The sequence below is a fragment of the Paeniglutamicibacter antarcticus genome (assembly GCF_039544305.1).
GTDB classification, from domain to species: domain Bacteria; phylum Actinomycetota; class Actinomycetes; order Actinomycetales; family Micrococcaceae; genus Paeniglutamicibacter; species Paeniglutamicibacter antarcticus_C.
The window spans coordinates 1-19,494 of record NZ_BAABLK010000031.1; the positions used below are offsets into that span (position 1 = coordinate 1).

Annotated in this window: 16 protein-coding genes, 1 pseudogene and 1 riboswitch; of the genes and pseudogenes, 8 read left to right on the forward strand and 9 right to left on the reverse strand. The window is 65.3% G+C overall.

Annotation, left to right across the window (positions count from 1 at the left end; translation table 11 throughout):
• Window positions 1–144: 144 nt before the first annotated feature.
• The 3 genes from thiD to thiM all read right to left on the reverse strand — a co-directional run bounded on the left by thiD (window position 145) and on the right by thiM (window position 3,130).
• Window positions 145–1,656, reverse strand: a complete 1,512-nt coding sequence (thiD, locus tag ABEA12_RS10615; RefSeq protein ID WP_210102253.1) for a bifunctional hydroxymethylpyrimidine kinase/phosphomethylpyrimidine kinase — start codon at window positions 1,654–1,656, stop codon at window positions 145–147.
• A complete protein-coding gene (thiE, locus tag ABEA12_RS10620) occupies window positions 1,653–2,312 on the reverse strand; it encodes a thiamine phosphate synthase (RefSeq protein WP_210102252.1) in 660 nt (219 codons plus the stop codon). The genes thiD and thiE overlap by 4 nt, the downstream gene beginning before the upstream one ends.
• Window positions 2,312–3,130, reverse strand: a complete 819-nt coding sequence (thiM, locus tag ABEA12_RS10625; protein WP_210102251.1) for a hydroxyethylthiazole kinase — start codon at window positions 3,128–3,130, stop codon at window positions 2,312–2,314. The genes thiE and thiM overlap by 1 nt, the downstream gene beginning before the upstream one ends.
• A riboswitch (TPP riboswitch) is annotated at window positions 3,122–3,223 on the reverse strand. It overlaps the preceding gene by 9 nt.
• Window positions 3,224–3,344: 121 nt before the next feature.
• Here thiM and ABEA12_RS10630 point away from each other — a divergent pair.
• The gene (locus ABEA12_RS10630; RefSeq protein ID WP_210102250.1) at window positions 3,345–4,808 is read left to right on the forward strand and encodes an aldehyde dehydrogenase family protein; all 1,464 of its coding nucleotides are present in this window, start codon (window positions 3,345–3,347) and stop codon (window positions 4,806–4,808) included.
• Between the two features lie 58 nt (window positions 4,809–4,866).
• Here ABEA12_RS10630 and pgm read toward each other — a convergent pair whose 3' ends face one another.
• Together pgm and ABEA12_RS10640 are read right to left on the reverse strand one after the other, a co-directional pair.
• Window positions 4,867–6,504, reverse strand: coding sequence for a phosphoglucomutase (alpha-D-glucose-1,6-bisphosphate-dependent) (pgm, locus tag ABEA12_RS10635; RefSeq protein ID WP_210102249.1), 1,638 nt, complete (start codon window positions 6,502–6,504; stop codon window positions 4,867–4,869).
• Window positions 6,505–6,577: 73 nt separating this feature from the next.
• Window positions 6,578–7,756, reverse strand: coding sequence for a M4 family metallopeptidase (locus ABEA12_RS10640; RefSeq protein WP_210102248.1), 1,179 nt, complete (start codon window positions 7,754–7,756; stop codon window positions 6,578–6,580).
• A gap of 143 nt (window positions 7,757–7,899) precedes the next feature.
• Between ABEA12_RS10640 and ABEA12_RS10645 the strand changes: the two genes are divergently transcribed.
• On the forward strand, window positions 7,900–8,424 hold the full coding sequence (locus tag ABEA12_RS10645) for a DUF4190 domain-containing protein (RefSeq protein ID WP_210102247.1): 525 nt from the start codon (window positions 7,900–7,902) through the stop codon (window positions 8,422–8,424).
• Between the two features lie 186 nt (window positions 8,425–8,610).
• Window positions 8,611–9,618 (forward strand): zinc-binding dehydrogenase, encoded by a 1,008-nt coding sequence (locus ABEA12_RS10650; protein ID WP_210102246.1) that lies wholly within the window; start codon window positions 8,611–8,613, stop codon window positions 9,616–9,618.
• A 126-nt stretch (window positions 9,619–9,744) separates the two neighbouring features.
• Here ABEA12_RS10650 and ABEA12_RS10655 read toward each other — a convergent pair.
• Together ABEA12_RS10655 and ABEA12_RS10660 are read right to left on the reverse strand one after the other, a co-directional pair.
• Window positions 9,745–11,100: pseudogene (locus tag ABEA12_RS10655) on the reverse strand (peptide MFS transporter); the annotation flags it as partial.
• A gap of 52 nt (window positions 11,101–11,152) precedes the next feature.
• Window positions 11,153–12,538: an amidase gene (locus ABEA12_RS10660; protein ID WP_210102244.1), complete on the reverse strand. Its 1,386-nt coding sequence runs from the start codon at window positions 12,536–12,538 to the stop codon at window positions 11,153–11,155.
• 259 nt (window positions 12,539–12,797) lie between these two features.
• Here ABEA12_RS10660 and ABEA12_RS10665 point away from each other — a divergent pair, with 259 nt between their 5' ends.
• Window positions 12,798–13,124: a rhodanese-like domain-containing protein gene (locus tag ABEA12_RS10665; RefSeq protein WP_210102243.1), complete on the forward strand. Its 327-nt coding sequence runs from the start codon at window positions 12,798–12,800 to the stop codon at window positions 13,122–13,124.
• A complete protein-coding gene (pheA, locus tag ABEA12_RS10670) occupies window positions 13,121–14,050 on the forward strand; it encodes a prephenate dehydratase (protein WP_210102242.1) in 930 nt (309 codons plus the stop codon). Before ABEA12_RS10665 ends, pheA begins: the two co-directional genes overlap by 4 nt.
• 52 nt (window positions 14,051–14,102) lie before the next feature.
• Here pheA and ABEA12_RS10675 read toward each other — a convergent pair whose 3' ends face one another.
• A complete protein-coding gene (locus ABEA12_RS10675; protein ID WP_210102241.1) occupies window positions 14,103–15,146 on the reverse strand; it encodes a diacylglycerol/lipid kinase family protein in 1,044 nt (347 codons plus the stop codon).
• Window positions 15,147–15,184: 38 nt separating this feature from the next.
• Between ABEA12_RS10675 and serS the strand changes: the two genes are divergently transcribed.
• A complete protein-coding gene (gene serS / locus ABEA12_RS10680) occupies window positions 15,185–16,471 on the forward strand; it encodes a serine--tRNA ligase (protein WP_210102240.1) in 1,287 nt (428 codons plus the stop codon).
• A 180-nt stretch (window positions 16,472–16,651) separates the two neighbouring features.
• On the forward strand, window positions 16,652–17,506 hold the full coding sequence (locus ABEA12_RS10685; RefSeq protein WP_210102239.1) for an HAD family hydrolase: 855 nt from the start codon (window positions 16,652–16,654) through the stop codon (window positions 17,504–17,506).
• A gap of 72 nt (window positions 17,507–17,578) precedes the next feature.
• Here ABEA12_RS10685 and ABEA12_RS10690 read toward each other — a convergent pair whose 3' ends face one another.
• Window positions 17,579–18,658, reverse strand: a complete 1,080-nt coding sequence (locus tag ABEA12_RS10690) for an RDD family protein (RefSeq protein WP_210102238.1) — start codon at window positions 18,656–18,658, stop codon at window positions 17,579–17,581.
• 167 nt (window positions 18,659–18,825) lie between these two features.
• On the opposite strand from ABEA12_RS10690, the gene ABEA12_RS10695 reads away from it, so the two are divergent.
• On the forward strand, window positions 18,826–19,257 hold the full coding sequence (locus ABEA12_RS10695) for a hypothetical protein (RefSeq protein WP_210102237.1): 432 nt from the start codon (window positions 18,826–18,828) through the stop codon (window positions 19,255–19,257).
• The last annotated feature ends 237 nt before the right edge of the window (window positions 19,258–19,494 follow it).

Below are 19,494 nucleotides of genomic sequence, written 5' to 3' on the forward strand. Positions count from 1 at the left end.
GAACTCATACGGCTAGCCGCCCTGAAAACCCAGTCCCAGACTCGAATCGCATGACCCGATTTCGCGTGCATTTTTGGTGAGGCATGCGGTAGTCATTTGGCGTGCACCTTGACATGAGGCACTACGCACCCCGCGCAAGAAGGGCTACCCGGCCGCCACCGGTTCGCCCGCACTCGAATCCCGGGAGGTGGCGGGGGCTGCTGTTTGGTCGAAGAACGCAAGCTCGTGGAGGCTGGAGGCCTCGAACGCGCGCCACATCGCGGTGCGCGTGGATTCATCGGCGCCTTGGTGCACCGTGCGGGTGATGTCGATTGCGGCCGCGGTGGCCGCATCGAACTCGACCGAGGAGTAGCTGGTGAGCCAATCCGCATACGGGTGGTCCTGCCGGTTGGCCGCCGCGAGCCGGCTGCCTGTGTCCTGATAGATCCAGAAGCACGGCAGGATCGCGGCGATGAGCACCGGGTAGTTGTTCGCCGATGCCTTCAGGTGGTTGAGGTAGGCGGTGGTGGTGGTCGAAGGTTCCGGGACGCGTTCGGCGAGCCGCCCGCGGTGCAACGCCAGTTCCTCCTCGAGACAGCTGCTGGCGCTTGCCGCCCAGAAGCGCTGTGACTCGGTGTCCGGGGCAAGCGCCGAGGCCCGGGACATCACCTGCGAATAAGTGCGCAGATACAGGGCGTCCTGGCCCAGGTAGTCCTCGAAATGCTCGCGGGCCAACGAGCCGTCCTTCAGTGCGCGGATGAAGTCCAGTTCATCGATGCCCGTGCGGATTGCCGCGATCTTCTGCCACCACTGCGCCATCGGGTCCCCGGGGTGCGCCGGGCGCACCCCGTCCCAGAGCGAGGCGAAGTGGTTGATCGGGCCGTGCCCGGAACCCACCGACAGCTCGTCTGCCCGCGAAATGGCGCCGGCCAGCCAGCTCTTGGCGTTTAGCAGCGCCGATCCCCAGTCCCCGGTGCGGGCGTAGCAAGTGGCCAGCGCGGCGGAGAGCGAGCATCCGGTGCCGTGCGTGTTCGGCGTGTACTGCCGGGGCGAGGCCACCGAGAGAATCACCCCATCGGAGTCGATGAGCCCGTCGCGGCAGCTTGCCGATTCGAGGTGGCCGCCCTTGGCCAGGACCATCACGCCGTATTCGGCGGCGAGGCCGCGTGCCTGGACCACCGCGGTTTCCCAGTCGGTGGCCATTTCAGCACGCGCGAGCACCGCGAGTTCGGGGATGTTGGGGGTGATCACGTCGGTGTGGCAGAAGAGCCGGCGCAGCGCCGCATCGGATTCCGCATCCAGCAACCGGTCCCCGCTGGTGGCAACCATGACGGGGTCAAGGACCACCGCCGGGGCACCGGTGCCCGCGGATCGGATGCCGGCCAGCCATTGGCCCAGTTCGTTGATGACCTCCGCGTTGGCCAGCATGCCGATCTTGATCGCGTCGATGGCGATGTCCTCGCTGACGGCATTGAGCTGTTCGGTGAGGAAACCGGCGGGAGGCACATGCACGGAGCGCACCCCTCGGGTGTTCTGCGCCGTCAGTGCGCTGATGGCAGCCATGCCGTAGCCCCCGGTCGCCGCAATGGACTTCAGGTCTGCCTGGATCCCGGCGCCTCCCGAGGGGTCGGACCCGGCAATGGACAGGATGTTCTTGGTGTTCTGCGTGTTGGTCACGGTGTGGTTCCCTCCCAGAGGGTTAGAAGGTTCTCGGTTGCGGCGCGTGGGTCGCCGGCGGCACAGATGGCGCGCACCACGGCCATCCCCGTCGCTCCACTGGATACGACCCCGGGGATATCGGAGGCGTCCAGGCCCCCGATTGCCACGCAGCCAAGGGCGCTGGATGAGGCGATGCGCGCCAGCCCCTCATATCCCAGGGGTTCGGGGTGGTCCGCCTTGGTCGGAGTGGCATGCACGGCGCCGACGCCCAGGTAGTCGATGGTGCCCGGGGTGCGCTCGTTGACCAGGTTGGCCGCGGTGATCTCCGCCGCGGTGGCGGCGCTGAGCCCGAGCACTGCTTCGGGCCCGATGAGTTCACGGACCAAGGCCACGGGGATGTCGGACTGCCCGATGTGCACCCCCTGTACATCGGCTCCGGCGGCGCGGGCGGCCAAGTATACGTCGACGCGGTCGTTGACCAGCAGTGTCGCGTGTCCTGAGGTATGCCGGGCGCAGGAGATAACCTCCTGGAGGAACTCGGCCGCGGGCATGTCCTTGCAGCGCAGCTGCACAGTCCTGATCCCGCCAACAACGGCTGCCTTGGCGATCTCCGCCAGCGGGCGTCCGGCGCAGGAGGCCGAATCGAGCACCAGGTAGATTCCCGAGCCCGGCATCAGGAAAGCACCGCCGTGGCGGCCAAGTCGGCGGGGGACAGCGCGTGCAGGGCGTCAATGAAGTCCATCGCGAACGATCCCGGGCCGCGGCTTGTCGTTGCCGCGCGTTCGGCGGCCGCGGAGTAAAAGGCGTGCGCTGCAACGGTGGTCAGCAGCGGATCGGACGTGGTGGGCAGGAAGGCGGCGCAAATCGCCCCCAGTGCGCAGCCGCCGCCGGTCACCTTGGTGAGCAGCTCGCTTCCGCCGTGCACGTGTACGGTGCGCCGCCCGTCGGTGATAAGGTCCGCGGGCCCGGAGACAGCGACCACTGCCGCACTGCGCAAGGAGAGGGAGATGGCCGCTTCGGCCGCCGCGTGGACCGAATCGGTGGCCTCCACCCCGCGCCCACCGGCCCCCGTGCCGGCGAGCACCATTATCTCCGAGGGGTTGCCACGGATCACCGTAGGCCTGGCATCACGGAGGCCAAACGCGAACTCCGTGCGCACGGTGAGGGATCCGACGGCCACCGGGTCCAGGACCCACGGTGTTGGAGCGGTTGAGGCGGCGGCAACGGCCGCGGTGATTGCCGCACGCTGCTCGGCACCGGGGTTGCCCAGATTCACCAGGACGGCCGATGCCACCTCGGCGAACCCTCCGGCCTCCCCGGGAACGTCGACCATGGCCGGGGAAGCTCCCGCGGCCAGCAGCACGTTGGCGGTGAAGTTGGTGACCACGGTGTTGGTCAGGCAATGGACCAAGGGGGTCGAGGCGCGCAACGCGCCCAGGGCATCGGCGAGCTCGCCGGGTGAAAAATATGTTGAAGGCGCCATGTGATCCATGAGCAACATCCCTCCGCTAGTACGAACTAGTTCAGGTTCAACGGGTCTTATCTCAGTCGGGCAGCTTGCGCGCCAACACCCCGTGTCACTATGCGTGAGCCTATCCCACGCGGTGCGGACGGGGTCAACTGCGTCGGTGGCCATGACCTTGCCGGGGGGCCGGTGCTGGTGTGGCGCCCTGTTGCCGATGCCGCACGGGCCGTAGGCTCGGAACATGGCAACATCGAAGACCGCACATGACTCAGCAGCGCCACGCTCCTCCAGGGCGCTGAACGAACTGGAGCTTCCCCAGGTGGTGGCCGAATCCCCCGAGAAGATCGGGGAGATCGTCGCTTCGATGCACGACGTGGTGGCGACCCGGCTGGCCCATCCGCGTCGCTTCCGGGCCTCGCAGCTCAAGGCGCTCGAACGCATGCTCGAGGCGCACGAGCAGGACTTCGTCGACGCGCTGGACGATGACCTGGGCAAGGGTTCCGTCGAGGCGAAGATGACGGAGATCGACATGGTCCGCGCAGAAATCGACCACGCGCAGCTCCACCTCTCCGAGTGGATGGAATCCAAGCCGGTCAAGGTCCCGTTGGCGCTACAGCCGGCGGCGGCCAAGATCGAGCCGCAGCCCTTGGGCGTGGTGCTGGTCATCGGGGCCTGGAATTACCCGATGCAGCTTGTCCTGGCCCCGCTTGTCGCTTCGATCGCGGCGGGAAACGTCACGGTGATCAAGCCCTCGGAGCTGGCCCCGGCGACCTCGGCAATGCTGGGCAAGCTCATCCCGCAGTTCATGGACCCCCGTGCCTGCGTCGTTATCCAAGGTGGCGCCTCAACAAGCAAGGTGCTCCTGGAACAACACTTTGACCACATCTTTTATACCGGAGGAGAACGCGTAGGGAAGATCGTTGCACGGGCTGCGGCGGAGCACCTGACCCCGGTGACCCTGGAATTGGGCGGCAAGTCCCCGGCGGTGGTGATGGACGGGTCCTCGATTGCCGTTGCACGCAGACTGGCCTTCGGGAAGTTCATGAATGCGGGGCAGACCTGTGTTGCGCCGGATTATGTCCTGTCGGTAGGGGATGCCGGGCGGAACCTGGAAAAGCAGCTGGCCAAGGCCATCAGCGGGTTCTACGGAAAGAACCCCATGGCAAGCCGCGACTACGGCCGGATCGTGAACGCGGCACACTTCGACCGGCTCGTGTCCTACCTGGGGGATGGCGAGATTGTCATCGGCGGCGGGCATGACCGGGACTCCTTGAAGATCGAACCCACGGTGCTGGCCAACGTGGATCCGGATTCCCCGCTCCTGAGCGAAGAGATCTTCGGTCCGATCCTGCCGATCGTCGCGGTGGACAGCTTCGACGCGGCGGTGCGCTTCATCCATGCGCGTCCCGATCCGCTTGTCGCCTACCTCTTCAGCGAGAACCCGCGCCTGCAGTCCTCCTTCGGCGACCAGGTGAGGGCAGGGGCGATCGTGCACAATGCCCCGAACCTGCACCTTGCCGTCCCGGCACTTCCGTTCGGCGGGGTAGGGGCCTCGGGCATGGGTTCTTACCACGGACGCCATGGATTCGAGCGGCTCTCGCAGATGCGGGCCGTGATGGGCAAGACCACGGTGCTCGACACGCTCAAGGCGGTCTATCCCCCCTACACCTGGGCGAAGAGTAAGCTCATCAAGCGTCTCCTGTAGGTATGTCGTAATCGACATACCTACAGGCCATACACCGTTTCATTTCTAGATCGTGATGTTATCCCAGTACCGCCGCGACGATGGTCTGCGCTTCGGCCTGAACCCGGGCCAAATGCTCGTCGCCCAGGAACGACTCGGCATAGATCTTGTACTTGTCCTCGGTTCCCGAGGGACGAGCGGCGAACCACGCGTTTTCGGTGGTGACCTTCAGGCCCCCGATCTTTGCCCCGTTTCCCGGGGCTTCGGTCAACCTGGCGGTGATCTTCTCGCCGGCCAGCATTTCGGCGCTCACATCCTTGGCGGACAGGTTGGCCAGGCGGGCTTTCTGCGCTCGGTCCGCGGTGGCGTCGAGGCGTGCGTAGGAAGGCGCGCCATGCTCGGCGACAAGCCCGGCGTAGTGCACCGACGGGCTTGAGCCGGTGACGGCGGTGATCTCGCTGGCCAGCAGCGCCAACAGGATCCCGTCCTTGTCGGTGGTCCAGGTGCTTCCATCGCGCCGCAGGAACGATGCGCCGGCCGATTCCTCGCCGCCGAAGGCACCGGTTCCATCAATCAGCCCCGGCACGAACCACTTGAATCCCACGGGCACCTCCACCAGCGTGCGGCCCAGCTTTGCCGCCACGCGGTCGATCATGGAAGAGGAGACCAGCGTCTTGCCGATCCCCGCATCCGGGGACCACCCGGTGCGGTGCGTGTAGAGGTACTGGATCGCCACGGCCAGGAAGTGGTTGGGGTTCAGCAGCCCGCCATCCGGGGTCACGATGCCGTGGCGATCTGCATCGGCGTCGTTGCCCGTGGAGATGTCGAAGGAGTTCCGTGCCTCGATCAGCGAGGCCATCGCGTGCGCCGAGGAGCAATCCATGCGGATCTTCCCGTCGGTGTCCAGGGTCATGAAGGCGAACTGCGGGTCCACCGCCGGGTTGACCACCGTCAGGTCGAGCTTGTGGGTTTCCGCGATGGCACCCCAGTAATCGACCGCCGCGCCGCCCATCGGGTCGGCGCCGATGCGCAGCCCTGATTCGCGGATGGCATCCATGTCAAGGATCGAGGGCAGATCGTTGATGTAGGAAGGCATGAAGTCGAAGGCGCCGATCCTGCCCCCGGAGAGTGCTGCGTCCAAGGAGATGCGCCTGATGCCCGAAAGCTTGGCTTCAAGGAGCTGGTTGGCCCGCTCCGCGATCCAGGACGTGGCGTCGGTGTCGGCGGGACCGCCGTGCGGCGGGTTGTATTTCAGGCCACCGTCGGCCGGCGGGTTGTGCGAAGGGGTGATGATGATGCCATCGGCCCGAGGGGCGGCGGCGTCTGCATTGTGCCCTAGGATGGCGTGGCTCAGGGCAGGAGTTGGGGTCCAGCCCTTGCGCGCGTCAGCCAGGATCTCGATGTCGTTGCCTGCCAGCACCTCCAGCACCGTGTCTTGGGCGTGGTCCGAGAGCGCGTGGGTGTCCTTGCCGACGAAGAGCGGCCCGGTGATGCCGGCTCCGCGCCGGTACTCCACGATCGCCTGGGTGATGGCCATGATGTGGTCCTCGTTGAAGGATCCGTTCAACGAGGTGCCGCGGTGCCCTGAGGTTCCGAAGGCCACGCGCTGGGCGGGGTCGGAGGGATCGGGATGGATGTCGAAGTACGCGTTGCGCACCGCTGGGAGGTCGATCAGGTCTTGGGGCAAGGCCGGGGTTCCGGCGCGTGGGTGGGCCATGCCCCAAGTTTCTCATTTTTTCGCCGCGGAGGGCCGAACAAGTCGCCGCGCGGACCGCGGAGGGCGGGGACCGTTAACTTCTTGCCGGGTCCAGCGCCCGGGGAACCACCCCGACCGCGTCCCAGGCGTCGGCCAGGGCGCGTTCAACCATCGACCCGGCGCCGTTCTGGCGGCGGGCCTGGAGCAGCGTCTGTTCCGCAAAGGTGCCGAAGTCCGAGTCCTCGGGCAACGCACTGGTGTTCACGACGTTGAACCACAGCGAACCGGCGGTTTCCCAGGCGTTGCCGCCCAATGCAGTGGCGAAAAGGTGGAACGCGTGGTTGGGTATGCCGGAGTTCAGGTGGACCCCGCCGTCGTCTTCGCCGGTGTGCACGTATCCGGACATGGTGCCCGATTGCGGGTCCTTGCCCAGGACCGGGTCGTCGTAGGCGGTGCCTGGGGCGGCCATGGATCGCAGGGCCGTGCCCTGCACCTTATCGGTGAACAGCCCCTTGCCGATGAGCCAGCTGGCGCTTGCGGCATCCTGCCCGCTCACGTATTGCTCCACGAGGGCGCCGAAGACATCGGCCAGAGACTCGTTCAGCGCCCCGGACTGGCCATGGTGGGCCAGGCTGGTGGTGTTTTGCAGCAGGCCGTGTCCGAGTTCGTGCGCCATCATCGAAAGCGAGGAAGTGAAGGAGTTGAAGACCTCCCCGTCACCGTCGCCCATCACCATTTGGGCGCCGTCCCAGAACGCGTTGGAATAGTGCAACCCGTAGTGAACGGTGCTTCGCAGCACCAGGCCCGCACCCTTGGGCGAGGAGTCCTTGAAGAGCTCGGCACGGAACGCGTTGACGTGCTCGAGGCCGTGGTATGCGTCGTTGACGTCGTGGTCCTCGGCGGAATCCTGGTCTTGGGTGCGGGAGGTGGTGCCCGGTGTCGTCTCTGCGCCCCAGGCATCGGATACCACCGGCACCAGCCTCCCGGCCGGATCCAGCAGGTCGCGCGGATCGGTGTGCGTAATTGCACGTTCATGCAGCATTGCCTGGTCGAGCAGCAGTGTCTGGCGTGCGCGGGTGGCGATGCGCTTGCGGGTTTCGCTGTCCGGTCCAGGGCCCTGGCCGGGTGCAGAGGGACCGGCAATGAGATCGAGCATCGACGACGGGGCCTCCCAGGCGCCGTCGCAGGCGGCCATCGACATCAAGAGGTACGGGGGAACTGCATGGCGACGGGGATGGTTCGGTGCGGCCGGTGGAGCTGGTGCCTTGTCCATGATGCAACCCTCCCACCGGTTCCTGAGCGACGAATGTGAGTGGGCTGTGTTGATGGATCATGGCTAAACTGGGTCCCTGGTGTCGTGCCGAAGCACGGGGCGTGCCGGGTTCGAAAAGGTCGACCCGGCGGGAGGGACAAACCATGGCCAATCTCGAAGACGGGGAAAGCACCCCCGGTTCCAAGCCGTCTTTCAGCGATCCGATGGATGCGCGCTGGTCGCAGGACCCGAACGCGGCACCGCCGCGCAACCCCTATTCCCGGATGCCGCTTGACTCCCCTCCGATCAACGGGGATCCGCGCGGGCACCAGGAAGGGTTCGCCGGCCAAAACAGGCAGTGGCAGGGCTACCCGCAGCAGGCTCACCCAGCCCCTGGATACCCCCGGCAGAGCTATCCCAACCACGGGTATCCGGTGCAGCAGGCGAAGCCGAGCAACGTGCTCTCGATCGTGTCGCTGGTGGCCGGGATCGTGGCGCTGCTCAGCGGCGGAATGATGCTTGTGCCCCAGCTGGGCGCCATCGTCTGCGGGCACTTGGCCCTGAAGCGAGAGCCGCATGGACGGGGCATGGCCATTTTCGGGCTGGTGCTGGGCTACCTGATGCTTGCCTTCCAGATAGTGGCATATCTGTTCATGTTCGTGTTCATCGGTGGGATCCCCGGGCTGTAGTCCGGCCCCCGCACCACTGTTCCCGCACCGCCGCCGCATCCAGGATCGAATCCCGCGATGCGGCGGCGGTCTTGTTTTGTGGCGGCGACGCGGGAGAAGGGTTCCCCGGAGCGGGGCACTGGATCCGTTGAACCGCTTCGGAGCGGAAAGCATGGACAGCGGGCCAAGAACGCCTACGCTGGTGCCATGGAATCACATGAAGTGCAGCTGGCCAGCTATCCGGACGGGGCCATCGCAGCCCGGGATTTCAGGATCGCCACAGCGTACGTCCCGGAGCTCGGCGAAGGCCAGGTCCTGGTCCGACTGCGCCGGCTGGGCCTGAATGCGGGGCTGGCCAATCGGATCGGCGGTCCGGACACCGCCTACGGCCCGGGCATCCGCCCCGGGGACGTCCCGGCAAGCGACGGCGTCGTGGAGGTCGTTGAATCCCGCAGCGAAGCCTTCGGACCGGGGGATCTTGCCGTGCGGAAGTCACCGTGGCGCAGCATCGACGTTGCCGACGCCGGTGAGCTGCGCGCCATACCCGAGCCGGATCCCGATGTCCCCCTGGAGGCACACCTCACGGTACTGGGGCACGTGGGTTTCACTGCATACACCGGGATGATGCGCTTTGGCGCCGTGCGGACCACGGACACCGTCTTTGTTTCCGGTGCGGCCGGCGGCGTCGGCAGCTGCGCCGTGCAGTTCGCCAAGGCCGTTGGCGCCACCGTCATCGGTAGCGCGGGTTCACCCAAAAAGGTTCGGCTGCTGGGGGAGCTGGGAGCCGATGCCGCCTTCAACCACCATGAAGGCCCGGCCCTGGAACTCCTTCGCGCCGCGGCCCCGGAGGGGATCGACCTGTTCTATGACAATGTCGGCGGGGAACAGCTCGAAGCCGCGCTGGAGGAACTGCACTTCGGCGGTCGGGTGGTGATCTGCGGTGCGGCCTCGCAGTACGGCAAGGGCACAGACAGCCGCGGTCCGGCGAACTACACGCGGATGATCCACCGACAGCTGGTGATGCGCGGGTTCGACGTGACGCATAACGAGGACCTGCGCCCTGACTTCGAGGCCGATGCATCAAACTGGTTGCGTGCAGGGAAGATCCGCAGCATCCACACGGCGATCGATGGCTTTGACCGCACTGCCGAGGCGTTCGCGTCCCTGCTGTGCGGCGGCAACATCGGCAGGATGATCGTGGACTGCGACGGCTGAGCGCAAGGACTCTCGAAGAATGGTGCCGTCACCGGTGCCACCTGATGACACAGCGGCGCCCGCACCGCGGCGTGGATGCCGGGTGTGGGCGCCGCTTGCTTGGCGGTGGACCCGGACCTAGCGGNTCTCGTTGCCTTCGGTGTAGAAACCGGCCAAGATCCCGGCCAGCGTCGTGCCCAGGGAGACGGAGAGGAAGAACAGCGCGATCATCTGGGTGCCGAAGGCCGCCGGGGCAAGCTTGGTGGCAACCGACTGCCCGATGGGACTGAGCAACAGTTCGGCCAGCGTGCACAGGAACAGGATTCCGACCAGTGCCAACAGCGGGGTCTTCTCCAGGGACTCGAGCGGGATGAACACCAAGAAAGCCAGTCCAACGACCATCAACGCGAGCGAGAACTTCACCGGGGTGCCCGGCTGGCGAACGCCGAGCTTGGTCCACAGCGCTGCAAACACGCCGGCCAGCACGATGATAAAGACCGGGTTGATCGACTGGACCCAGGAGGCGGGCATTTCCCATCCGAAGATTGTGCGGTCCAGGCGTTCCTGCGAGTACACGGCGATGAAGGTGAACTGCTGCTGGAACAGGGCCCAGAACGCGGCGGAGGCGATGTACAGGGGAATAAAGGCGAGAACGTGCTTGCGCTCGACCCTGGTGACGCGCTTGGAGCGCAGCATCAGGGTGAAGTAGATGATCGAGGCCGCAATGACGGCGTAGGCGATGGTGCGGGCCAGGGTCTCGACGGTGACGATCTTCAGCGCGAACACCACCACGACCAGCACGATGAAGGCAGCGGCATAGCCCAGGTACTTCTTGCGATCATTCACCGGAAGCGGGTTGCTGACCACGTGGACCGAGGCCGGCAGGTTCTTGCGGCCACTGAGGTAGATCGCGACACCCACGGCCATGCCCACCGCGGCTGCGGCGAAACCAATGTGGAAGCCCCAGCGCGCGTGCAGGAAACCGGTGAGCAGCGGGCCCAGCAGGCCGCCGATGTTCACGCCCATATAGAAAATGGAGAACCCGGCGTCGCGGCGGGTGTCTTCCTTGGAGTAGAGGGACCCCACCAATGCCGTGGCGTTGGCTTTCAGTCCGCCGGAGCCCACAGCAACCAGGACCAAGCCGACTGTAAGACCCGCGGCCCCGGGAAGGGCAGCCAAGCCGATGTGCCCGGCCATGATCATGAAGGCCGCGTAAAGCAGGACCTTCTCGGAGCCAACCAGTCGGTCGGCAAGCCATGCACCGAGGATGGTGCTCAGGTAAACGGCGCCACCGTAGGCACCAACCAGCGACAGCGCCAGGTCCTGGGATAGCCCGAGCCCGCCTTCGGCGATGGAGAAGTACATGTAGTACGCCAGGATCGCTTGCATCCCGTAGAAGGAGAAGCGTTCCCACATCTCGATGCTGAAGAGGTTCGAGAGTGTTTTGGGGTGGCCGAAGAAGCCCGTCGAAGACTGTTCCTTCAGGGGGGTGGGTATAGACATGTATTCAATTTTTGGCCCGTGACCTACGCCATGCCTACTTTGTAGATCAATCTCACATTTCGGTAAGTTGGGCCGCCAGTGCCAACAGCCGGGTCTCGGAACCCGCCCGGCCGATCAACTGCACACCCATGGACAGTCCGTCGGCGGTCACCAACGTAGGCACCGTGATGGCCGGAAGGCCCGAAACGTTCACCATGGAGGTGAACGGCGTGTACTGACACTGGCGCATGTAGTCGGTATCGGCATCCTGAGAGGTGAAGAAGCCGATTTCCGGAGGGCTGAAGGCCATGGCTGGGGTCAGTACGATGTCGTAGCGGCCCCACTGGGTGCGGAAATCAGCGGCGATCTCGCTCAGGCGGCGCGCGGCGGCCAGCGAGATGTCCCGCCCGCGCCTGGTGGCACGTTCGCGGAAGGAACGAGCCAGGGTTCCCAGCCTTGCTTCGCTTCCCGGGGGGATCGGGGCGGCAGCCAGGCCGCTGGTCCAGACCGTGGAGAAGGTTTCGGGGTAGGCAGGGTCGTAAAAGATCTCCGCCTCTTCCAGGTGGTGTCCCCGTGCACCCAGCCGGGAGATGCCTTGCTCCAGTGCTGCATGGGCCTGGGGTGAGAGCTTGATGGAATACGCCGATTCAAAGGGGCTGGCGGTGCTGACGCCGATGCGCAGGCCGCGAAGGGACCCAACGGACCCCTCGCCAAGTGCCTCGAGGTAGGTTTCCCGCGTCGGGTCGACCATGGCATCCATCAGCAGCGCCGCATCCCGTGCGGTGCGGGCCAAGGGGCCCGAAACGGTGAGACGGGGTGCGCCGAAGCTGTCGAGGGTCCCCTCGAGCACGTCGCTCGGGATGGTGCCAAGCGAGGGCTTGAGCCCGATCAGCCCACATGCAGAGGCGGGGATGCGCACCGAACCTCCGCCGTCATTGCCTGGCCCGAAGGGAATCATGCCCGCTGCCACCGCGGCCGCTTCCCCTCCGCTGGATCCCCCGGCAGTAAGCCTGGTATCCAGCGGGTTGCGCGCCGGTGGTGCCACGTTGTTTTCCGAATGGCAGCTCAGCCCGAATTCCGGGACCTGGGTCTTGCCCAGTGAAATCGCCCCGGCCCCGGCGAGGATCGCCACCAGCGGGGAGTCCTTCTGCGCGGTGGCTGCCGACCCGAACGCCGCGGTTCCGTAGCTGGTGGGCACACCGCAGACATCCAGCAGGTCCTTGTAGGCCAAGGGCATTCCGTGCAGCATGCCGAGGCCCTGGCCCCCGGCCAGGGCCTCGTCAGCGTGCTGGGCCTGGACCATCGCGTGCTCGGCGGTGACCGTGATGAACGATCCGAGGGACGAGTTGAGCTGTTCGATACGCCCCAGGAAGTACCCGGCCACCTCTCGGGCACTGAATTCCTTGCTGCGCAGCGCATCGCGCAACTGCAAGGCGGTTAGTGTGGATATCTCGGTCATCGTGGACTCCTTTGCAAGCACGTGGCGGACCGGGGCGACGGAGGTTCGGCAAGGTGCCTCCGGACGGGGCGCGGGGCCCGGGTCCCATCTCGACACTAGTACGCGTGGGGACCGGGGCGCCCCGCCGCCCGGGAAGCGACGAAGGAGCATCCGGAAAGTGCGAAACGAACGAAACATCAGCTTCACCGAAACCTCGGGCAATCCCCAGCGGGCGCTAGGCTGAAGGGCAACTGAAGAATCGGCAAGCCCAAGGAGAGCCATGAGTGATTTTGAAACGGTTTCGGTCGACCAGGTGCCTGCCGGCGCGCTGATCGTGGATGTCCGTGAAGACTACGAGTGGATCGAGGGCCACGCGGCCGGCGCCATCCACATTCCGCTCGGCGATCTGCCGGTGCGCTATGAGGAACTTGACCCGGATACGGACGCCTACATCATTTGCCGCACCGGTGGACGCTCGGGGCAGGCCGCCGACTGGCTGGTATCGCAGGGCTACAGTGCCCTGAACATCGCCGGCGGCTCCGGGGCCTGGCTCGAGGCCGGGTACAAGCTGGAAAGCGAAAACGGGCAGGAGCCCAACGTCCGATGATCTATACCTACTTGGGTCCTGCCGGGACCTTCACCGAGGCGGCCCTGTTGCAGGTTCCCTCCGCCCGGGACGCCGAGCGCATCCCTGCGGCCAACGTCAACGCGGCCCTGGAAATGGTCCGCAGCGGGGAAGCCGACGCGGCCATGGTTCCGATCGAGAACTCGGTCGAAGGCGGGGTGTCCACCACGCTGGACGCCATAGCCACCGGCGATGCCCTGCAGATCATGCGTGAGGCCCTGGTGACAATCACCTTTGTGCTCGCCGTGCGGCAGAACATCGACTCCATCGAACAGATCCGCTCGGTCTCGACCCACGGCCACGCCTGGGCGCAATGCCGCGGGTGGGTCGAATCCAATATTCCCGAAGCTGAATTCATCCCGGCTTCTTCCACGGCGGCAGGGGCATTGGGCTTGCTTGATGAGGAAACAACCCATGATGCTGCCATTTGTTCGCCGTTGGTAGCCGAGGAGCGCGGGCTCAAGATCCTGCGCACGGAAATCGAGGACTACGCCGGCGCGGTCACGCGGTTCGTGCTGGTCACCCGACCGGGGCCGATCCCCGCACCCACCGGGGTGGATAAGAGCACCGTCATCCTGCCGCTGGCGGAGGACCGTCCCGGGGCCTTGATGGAGATCCTGGAACAGTTCGTGGTGCGCGGGGTCAACCTCAGCCGCATCGAGTCCCGTCCCACCGGGGGAGGCATGGGCAAGTACTTCTTTTCCGTCGACGTCGACGGGCATCTGGCCCAGGAGCGCGTGGCGGATGCATTGAACGGGCTGCATCGCGTCTGCCCGAACCTGCGGTTCCTGGGTTCCTACCCGGCGGCGGAGGGCCTGTCCTCTTCCGTTGATGCGCACAACTCGGATGAGGCGTTTTCCAAGGCGAATAATTGGGTTTCCGGGCTCCGGACGCGGCTGACCACCTAGACAGGGGACCGGTGCGCATGGATCCGCCGGCAGCGTGGGGTCACCGGCAGCATCAGCCCTGGCGGATCCTCAGGGACGAGGGCTTCACTGCAACCTTGAGCCCGTTCACCAGCCCCATGCTGTCGCCGTCGATCTGCGTGTTCATGGGTTCATGGCAGCGCAGGCTCAGCGAAGCGCTCGGGTAGAAGCCCATGACCGGGATCGCGCCGCGGGCCCTGAACGCCGTCTTGAGGAAGATCCAGGCCCATCCGGCCGCGCTGCGCGGGCTGAGCACCAGAACGTCCAGGACGCCGTCGTCGATTTTGGCCCCGGGGATGAGATCCAGTCCCTGCAGCTTCCCGCAGTTGGCGAACAGCACCGATCGCACGCTACGGGTCTGTTCCGAACCGCCGTCCAAGGCGATCGAGATTTTCTTGCGTTTGCCCGGCAGATGGCGGAACCCGGCTTCGGAGTAGGCGAGCCAGCCGACCTTGGCCTTGAGCTCCGCGTTGGTGTCTTCCATCATGTCGGCGTCGGTGCCCACCCCGGCAATCACCAGGAACGCGTGTTCGCTGGTGCGCCCGTCAAGATGGTCCAAGGTGATCGAGCCCGTGTCGATGGTGCGCACCGGGCCGCGGACGGCCCCGAATGCGGCCGTCCCGATGTCCTCGAGCGGTATCTCGACGTTTCGTGCCAGCAGGTTCCCGGTGCCCAGCGGAATGATCCCCAGGGAGACCTCGGTGTCGCGCAGCACCTCGGCCACGGCGCGGACTGTGCCGTCGCCTCCGGCCGCAATAACTACGTCACATCCGGCTTCCAACGCCTCGCGTGCGGCACCGACACCCGGATCCTCGACGGAGGACTCCAGGACCAGTGGTCGTGCCAAACCTGCCTCGGCACATACGTGGCGCACCGCAGCAATCGCCTTATCAGTACCTGACTTGGAGGGATTGACGACCAAGGCAACCTTGCGGGCGGATGTCGCGACATCTACAACCGGTGCTTGGGATACGGGGCGGTTACGGTCCGCGAGCCTGCGGACGGAGAACCAGCTAATGGTCGCGGCAGCGACCGTGGAGGCGGCGCTGATCAGGGCAATGAGTCGATTGCGTTGCATAGTCATCCCAGACTATCGGGCATTGCTAGGCTTAGTGCGTGATCGACGTTAAACTCCTCAGCGAGAATCCAGATACCTTCCGCGCATCGCAGCGCGCCCGCGGGGCGGATGAGTCCCTGATTGATGCGATCCTGGCCGCCGATTCGGTGCGCCGCGAATCGATTGCCTCCTTCGAGGCGCTGCGTGCCCAACAGAACGCCTTCAGCAAGAAGGTCGGTGCAGCCAAGGGCGAGGAAAAGCAGGCCTTGCTCGCCGAGGTCAAGGACCTCTCCAAGGCTGTCAAGGAGGCACAGGCGGTCTCCGACGCGGCGGCCGAGGCCCACGCAACCTTGCAGCGCGCCATCCCCAACCTGATCCTTGACGGGGTGCCTTCCGGTGGCGAAGACGACTTCAACGTCGTCAAGCACGTGGGAACCCCGCGCGACTTCGCGGCCGAAGGCTTCGAACCGCGGGACCACCTCGAACTGGGCGAACTTCTCGGTGCCATCGATATGGAACGCGGGGCCAAGGTCTCGGGATCGCGCTTCTACTTCCTCAAGGGCATCGGCGCACGCCTGGAAATTGCGCTGATGAATATGGCCCTGGACCAGGCCGTGCAAAACGACTTCATCCCGATGATCACCCCCACCCTGGTGCGCCCCGAAACCATGCAGGGCACAGGCTTCGACGTCGAGCACGACGATGAGATCTACAAGCTCGAACGCGACGATCTCTATCTCGTGGGCACCTCGGAGGTCGCCTTGGCCGGCTACCACGCCAACGAGATCCTTGACCTGACCGCCGGGCCCTCACGCTATGCCGGCTGGTCCACCTGCTACCGCCGTGAGGCCGGTTCCGCGGGCAAGGACACCCGCGGCATCATCCGCGTGCATCAGTTCAACAAGCTGGAGATGTTCATTTACTGCACCCCGGAGCAATCCGAGGCCGAGCACTCCAAGCTGCTGGCCTGGGAAGAAGAGATGCTGGCCAAGGTCGAGCTCCCCTACCGCGTCATCGACACCGCGGCCGGGGACCTGGGCATGAGTGCCGCGAGGAAGTTTGACTGCGAGGCATGGGTCCCGACTCAGGACGCCTACCGCGAGCTGACCTCCACCTCGAACTGCACAACGTTCCAGGCCCGACGCCTGAACATCCGCGAACGCGAGATCGATGCCGACGGCAAGCCGGGCAAGACCCGCTCGGTGGCAACACTCAACGGCACCCTGGCCACCACGCGCTGGATCGTTGCCATCCTGGAACATCACCAGAACGCCGACGGCTCGGTCAATGTGCCGGTCGCGCTGCGCCCCTACCTGGGCGGGATGGAAGTCCTTCCCGTTCTGTAGGGCGCGCTATCGAATCGATTCCTTTCGTTGGGAGGGGGCAACTCGCCCCCTCCCAACGATGGCTAACGGCCGCTCATGGTCCGGTGGGAACCTGCTGCTTGCCGGAGGTTCACGTATCGTTCGCGACACATTGCGGACTGTTTTATGCCTTGAACATGAATTTGATGCTTCACTGGATAAATGACAGTAATGACAAAAACCGGCAACGAAGACCGGTTAGAAGCAACAAAAACATACATGATCTGCCTTGATGTGGACGGAACCCTGGTCAACCACGACGGGGAAATGAGCCGGGCGGTCAAGGATTCCGCGCGCGCCATCGTTGCCGCCGGCCACGAGGTGGTGATCTCCACCGGGCGCTCGCTCGAAGCGACGCTGCCGGTGATCCGGATGCTGGGCATCGAGAACGGCCATGCCGTCTGCTGCAACGGCGGAGTCACCGCACGCATCGATACCTCCCTGGAATACGGCTACGAGGTCGTCGAACGCAAGACCTTCGACCCGCGCCCGGCACTGCTTGCGTTGCAGGAATGGCTGCCCACGGCCAAATACGCGCTTGAAGACGACGAAGGCCGTTTCCTTTCCACCGAGCGCTTCCAGGATGCCAGCTTCGGGGTCGTCGCCGAACCTGTCACGTTGGACAAGATGCTCGAAGCCACCGCGGTGCGCCTCGTGGTCTTTTCCACGGATTCCACCGCCGAGGAGTTCGGCGAAGCCGTGGGATCCATCGGGCTGTCCGGAGTAACCTACTCGGTGGGATGGACCGCATGGCTGGATATCGCCGCGGAAGGCGTGACCAAGGCCAGCGGCCTTGAGGCACTGCGTGAAAAGCGCGGATTCGGCATCGAACGGACCGTTGCCGTGGGGGACGGCCGCAACGACATCGAAATGCTGTCTTGGGCCGGTCGCGGGGTGGCCATGGGCCAGGCTCCGGAAGAGGTCAAGGCGGTTGCCGACGAGATTGCCGCCCATGTTGATGAGGACGGACTGGCAACAGTCCTGCAGGATATCCTGGCCGGGGACACCGACGCCTGAGCCTGGCAGGAACCACACAACGCAGAAATCGGCGGCACCCAGGGTTTGCCCGGGTGCCGCCGATTTCTGCGTCTACCCCTTGTTTAGCGCCTTGGTTCGCCGCACATCGATGCTCACGTGGAAGGCGCGCAGCATGTCCCCGGACGTCGAGGATCCATCGAACATCCCGAAGAAGATGAAAAAGGGTGCCGACCATGCCAGAACGAGGCGGTAGAACATGATCCAGCCACCGCGCCATGGTCCCGGAGCCAATCCATTCTTCAGACGCACGATCCTGGTTCCGGCCAACAGCGTACCCAGCGTGTATCCGTTCGCGCAGCACATGCCGTAGAACCACGAGAAGAGCGGTGCAAAAAAGACGAACGAACCGGCAACTTCCCAGCTGTACCGCGGGGTCTCTCCCAGCAGCACGATGGACAAAACAAAGATGGCTACTAGCCCAAGGCCCATATCGAGGGCCCAGGCCAGCAGGATCCTCCAAAGCCGGGCCTGGACGGCCCATGATCCGTCCTTGAACTGCGAGGGAACCAGCGAGTGGTAGGAATCCATGGGCGTCTTGGGTGCGACGGGCTGGAGATCGACGTACTTGTGGGCGTCGTTGGTGCGCCCGTGGCTCGCTTCGAGGGCGACCGGATCCCGCCCCAATGCGCGAGCTGTCGCATCCTTGCGGATACTGATGTGGAAGCGGCGGCACTGGGGGATGTTCTTGCCGTTGGTGTTGGGTGCAGCAAGCGGTGGGCCGATCGGGCAAACGACCCAGATGACGGTGCGCACGAACATGACCCAGCCTGCCCGCAACATCCCCGGTGCCGTCCCGTCGCGGACCTTCACGATGCGGGTACCGCACAGCAGTGTCCCGAGGGTGTGCCCGGCGAAGCAGATGAAACCGTAGAGCCAGGCCGTCACCACGATGACCAGTGCGGCCCCTGCCAAGGCCTGCGGCTGCGTTCCGTATGGTGAAGCCATGACCGTGAGGTATTGGACCAGGCCGGCACCCAGGACCAGGACGGCGTCGATGGCGGCCGCGAGGAAGGCGCGCCAGTCGCTGGCCAAAAATGCCCATTCGCCGGTCGGAAAACGCCACGGAGTGCTGGCTCGGTCGACCGGACGGGCAGAGGGTACTTCGTCGGTGGTGCCGGTGTTGGAATTCATCAGTCGTTTCTTCGTTGCGTGGGGTTGCCGTAACAAGTGTAGGCGGCGCAGCGCAGAAGCCGATTGGCGGGTTCCCGGATTTCCGTTGGTTGCCCAAATCAGGGGTGGGGCCCGCTGGAACCGGCTGCGCACGGCCGGCAGCCAATTCTCTGGCTATGCTTAAACCCATGAAACGCGCCGGAATCCTCATCCTGTCCCTGCTCGGCGCAGCAGCGGTGCTTACTGGCTGCACCTCCCCGGACGTCATCTGCAACACCGGGGAGCCCACCGTCGAAGAAGCCATGGAGCACTTGGTCGCATCGACGCTTGCCCGGGACCAGGTCGAGTTGTGCCGCGTGACGACCACCGGCGGAACGGACACCGTCGGGGAACAGTTCGGCCGTCTCGCCGCGCAGTTGGACGAGTTGGGTGTCGAGACCGGAACCACGGTGAGGCCCGTACCGGATTCGGAGTTGGGCCAGTGGTCGGAGCTGACGTTGAGCACGCCGAGCCATCCCGAGGGAGAACGATTCGACGTGTTCAAACGTGGTGGGAACTACACGATCGGATGGCTCGAATTCGAACAGGACCCGATCCCGGCACCGAGCGCCAAGAAGTAGCCACGCCCTCGCGCCGTGCCCGGCCTTGGGCGGTCAAGTCAGCAAAAAGCTGGCGGGGTGGGTTGCCACGTCACTCGACGCACGGATATCCGGTGTCGCCCCGGGATGCCCTCATCCAGTGGTCGCCGATCGGCGTTATCGAAATCCTGGCAGCGAACCCGTGGGGTCCGATCGGTGTCCAGGACATCTGCCTCATCCGTGCGCGACGCGGCATCAAGACTTCCGGGCCGCGCGGCA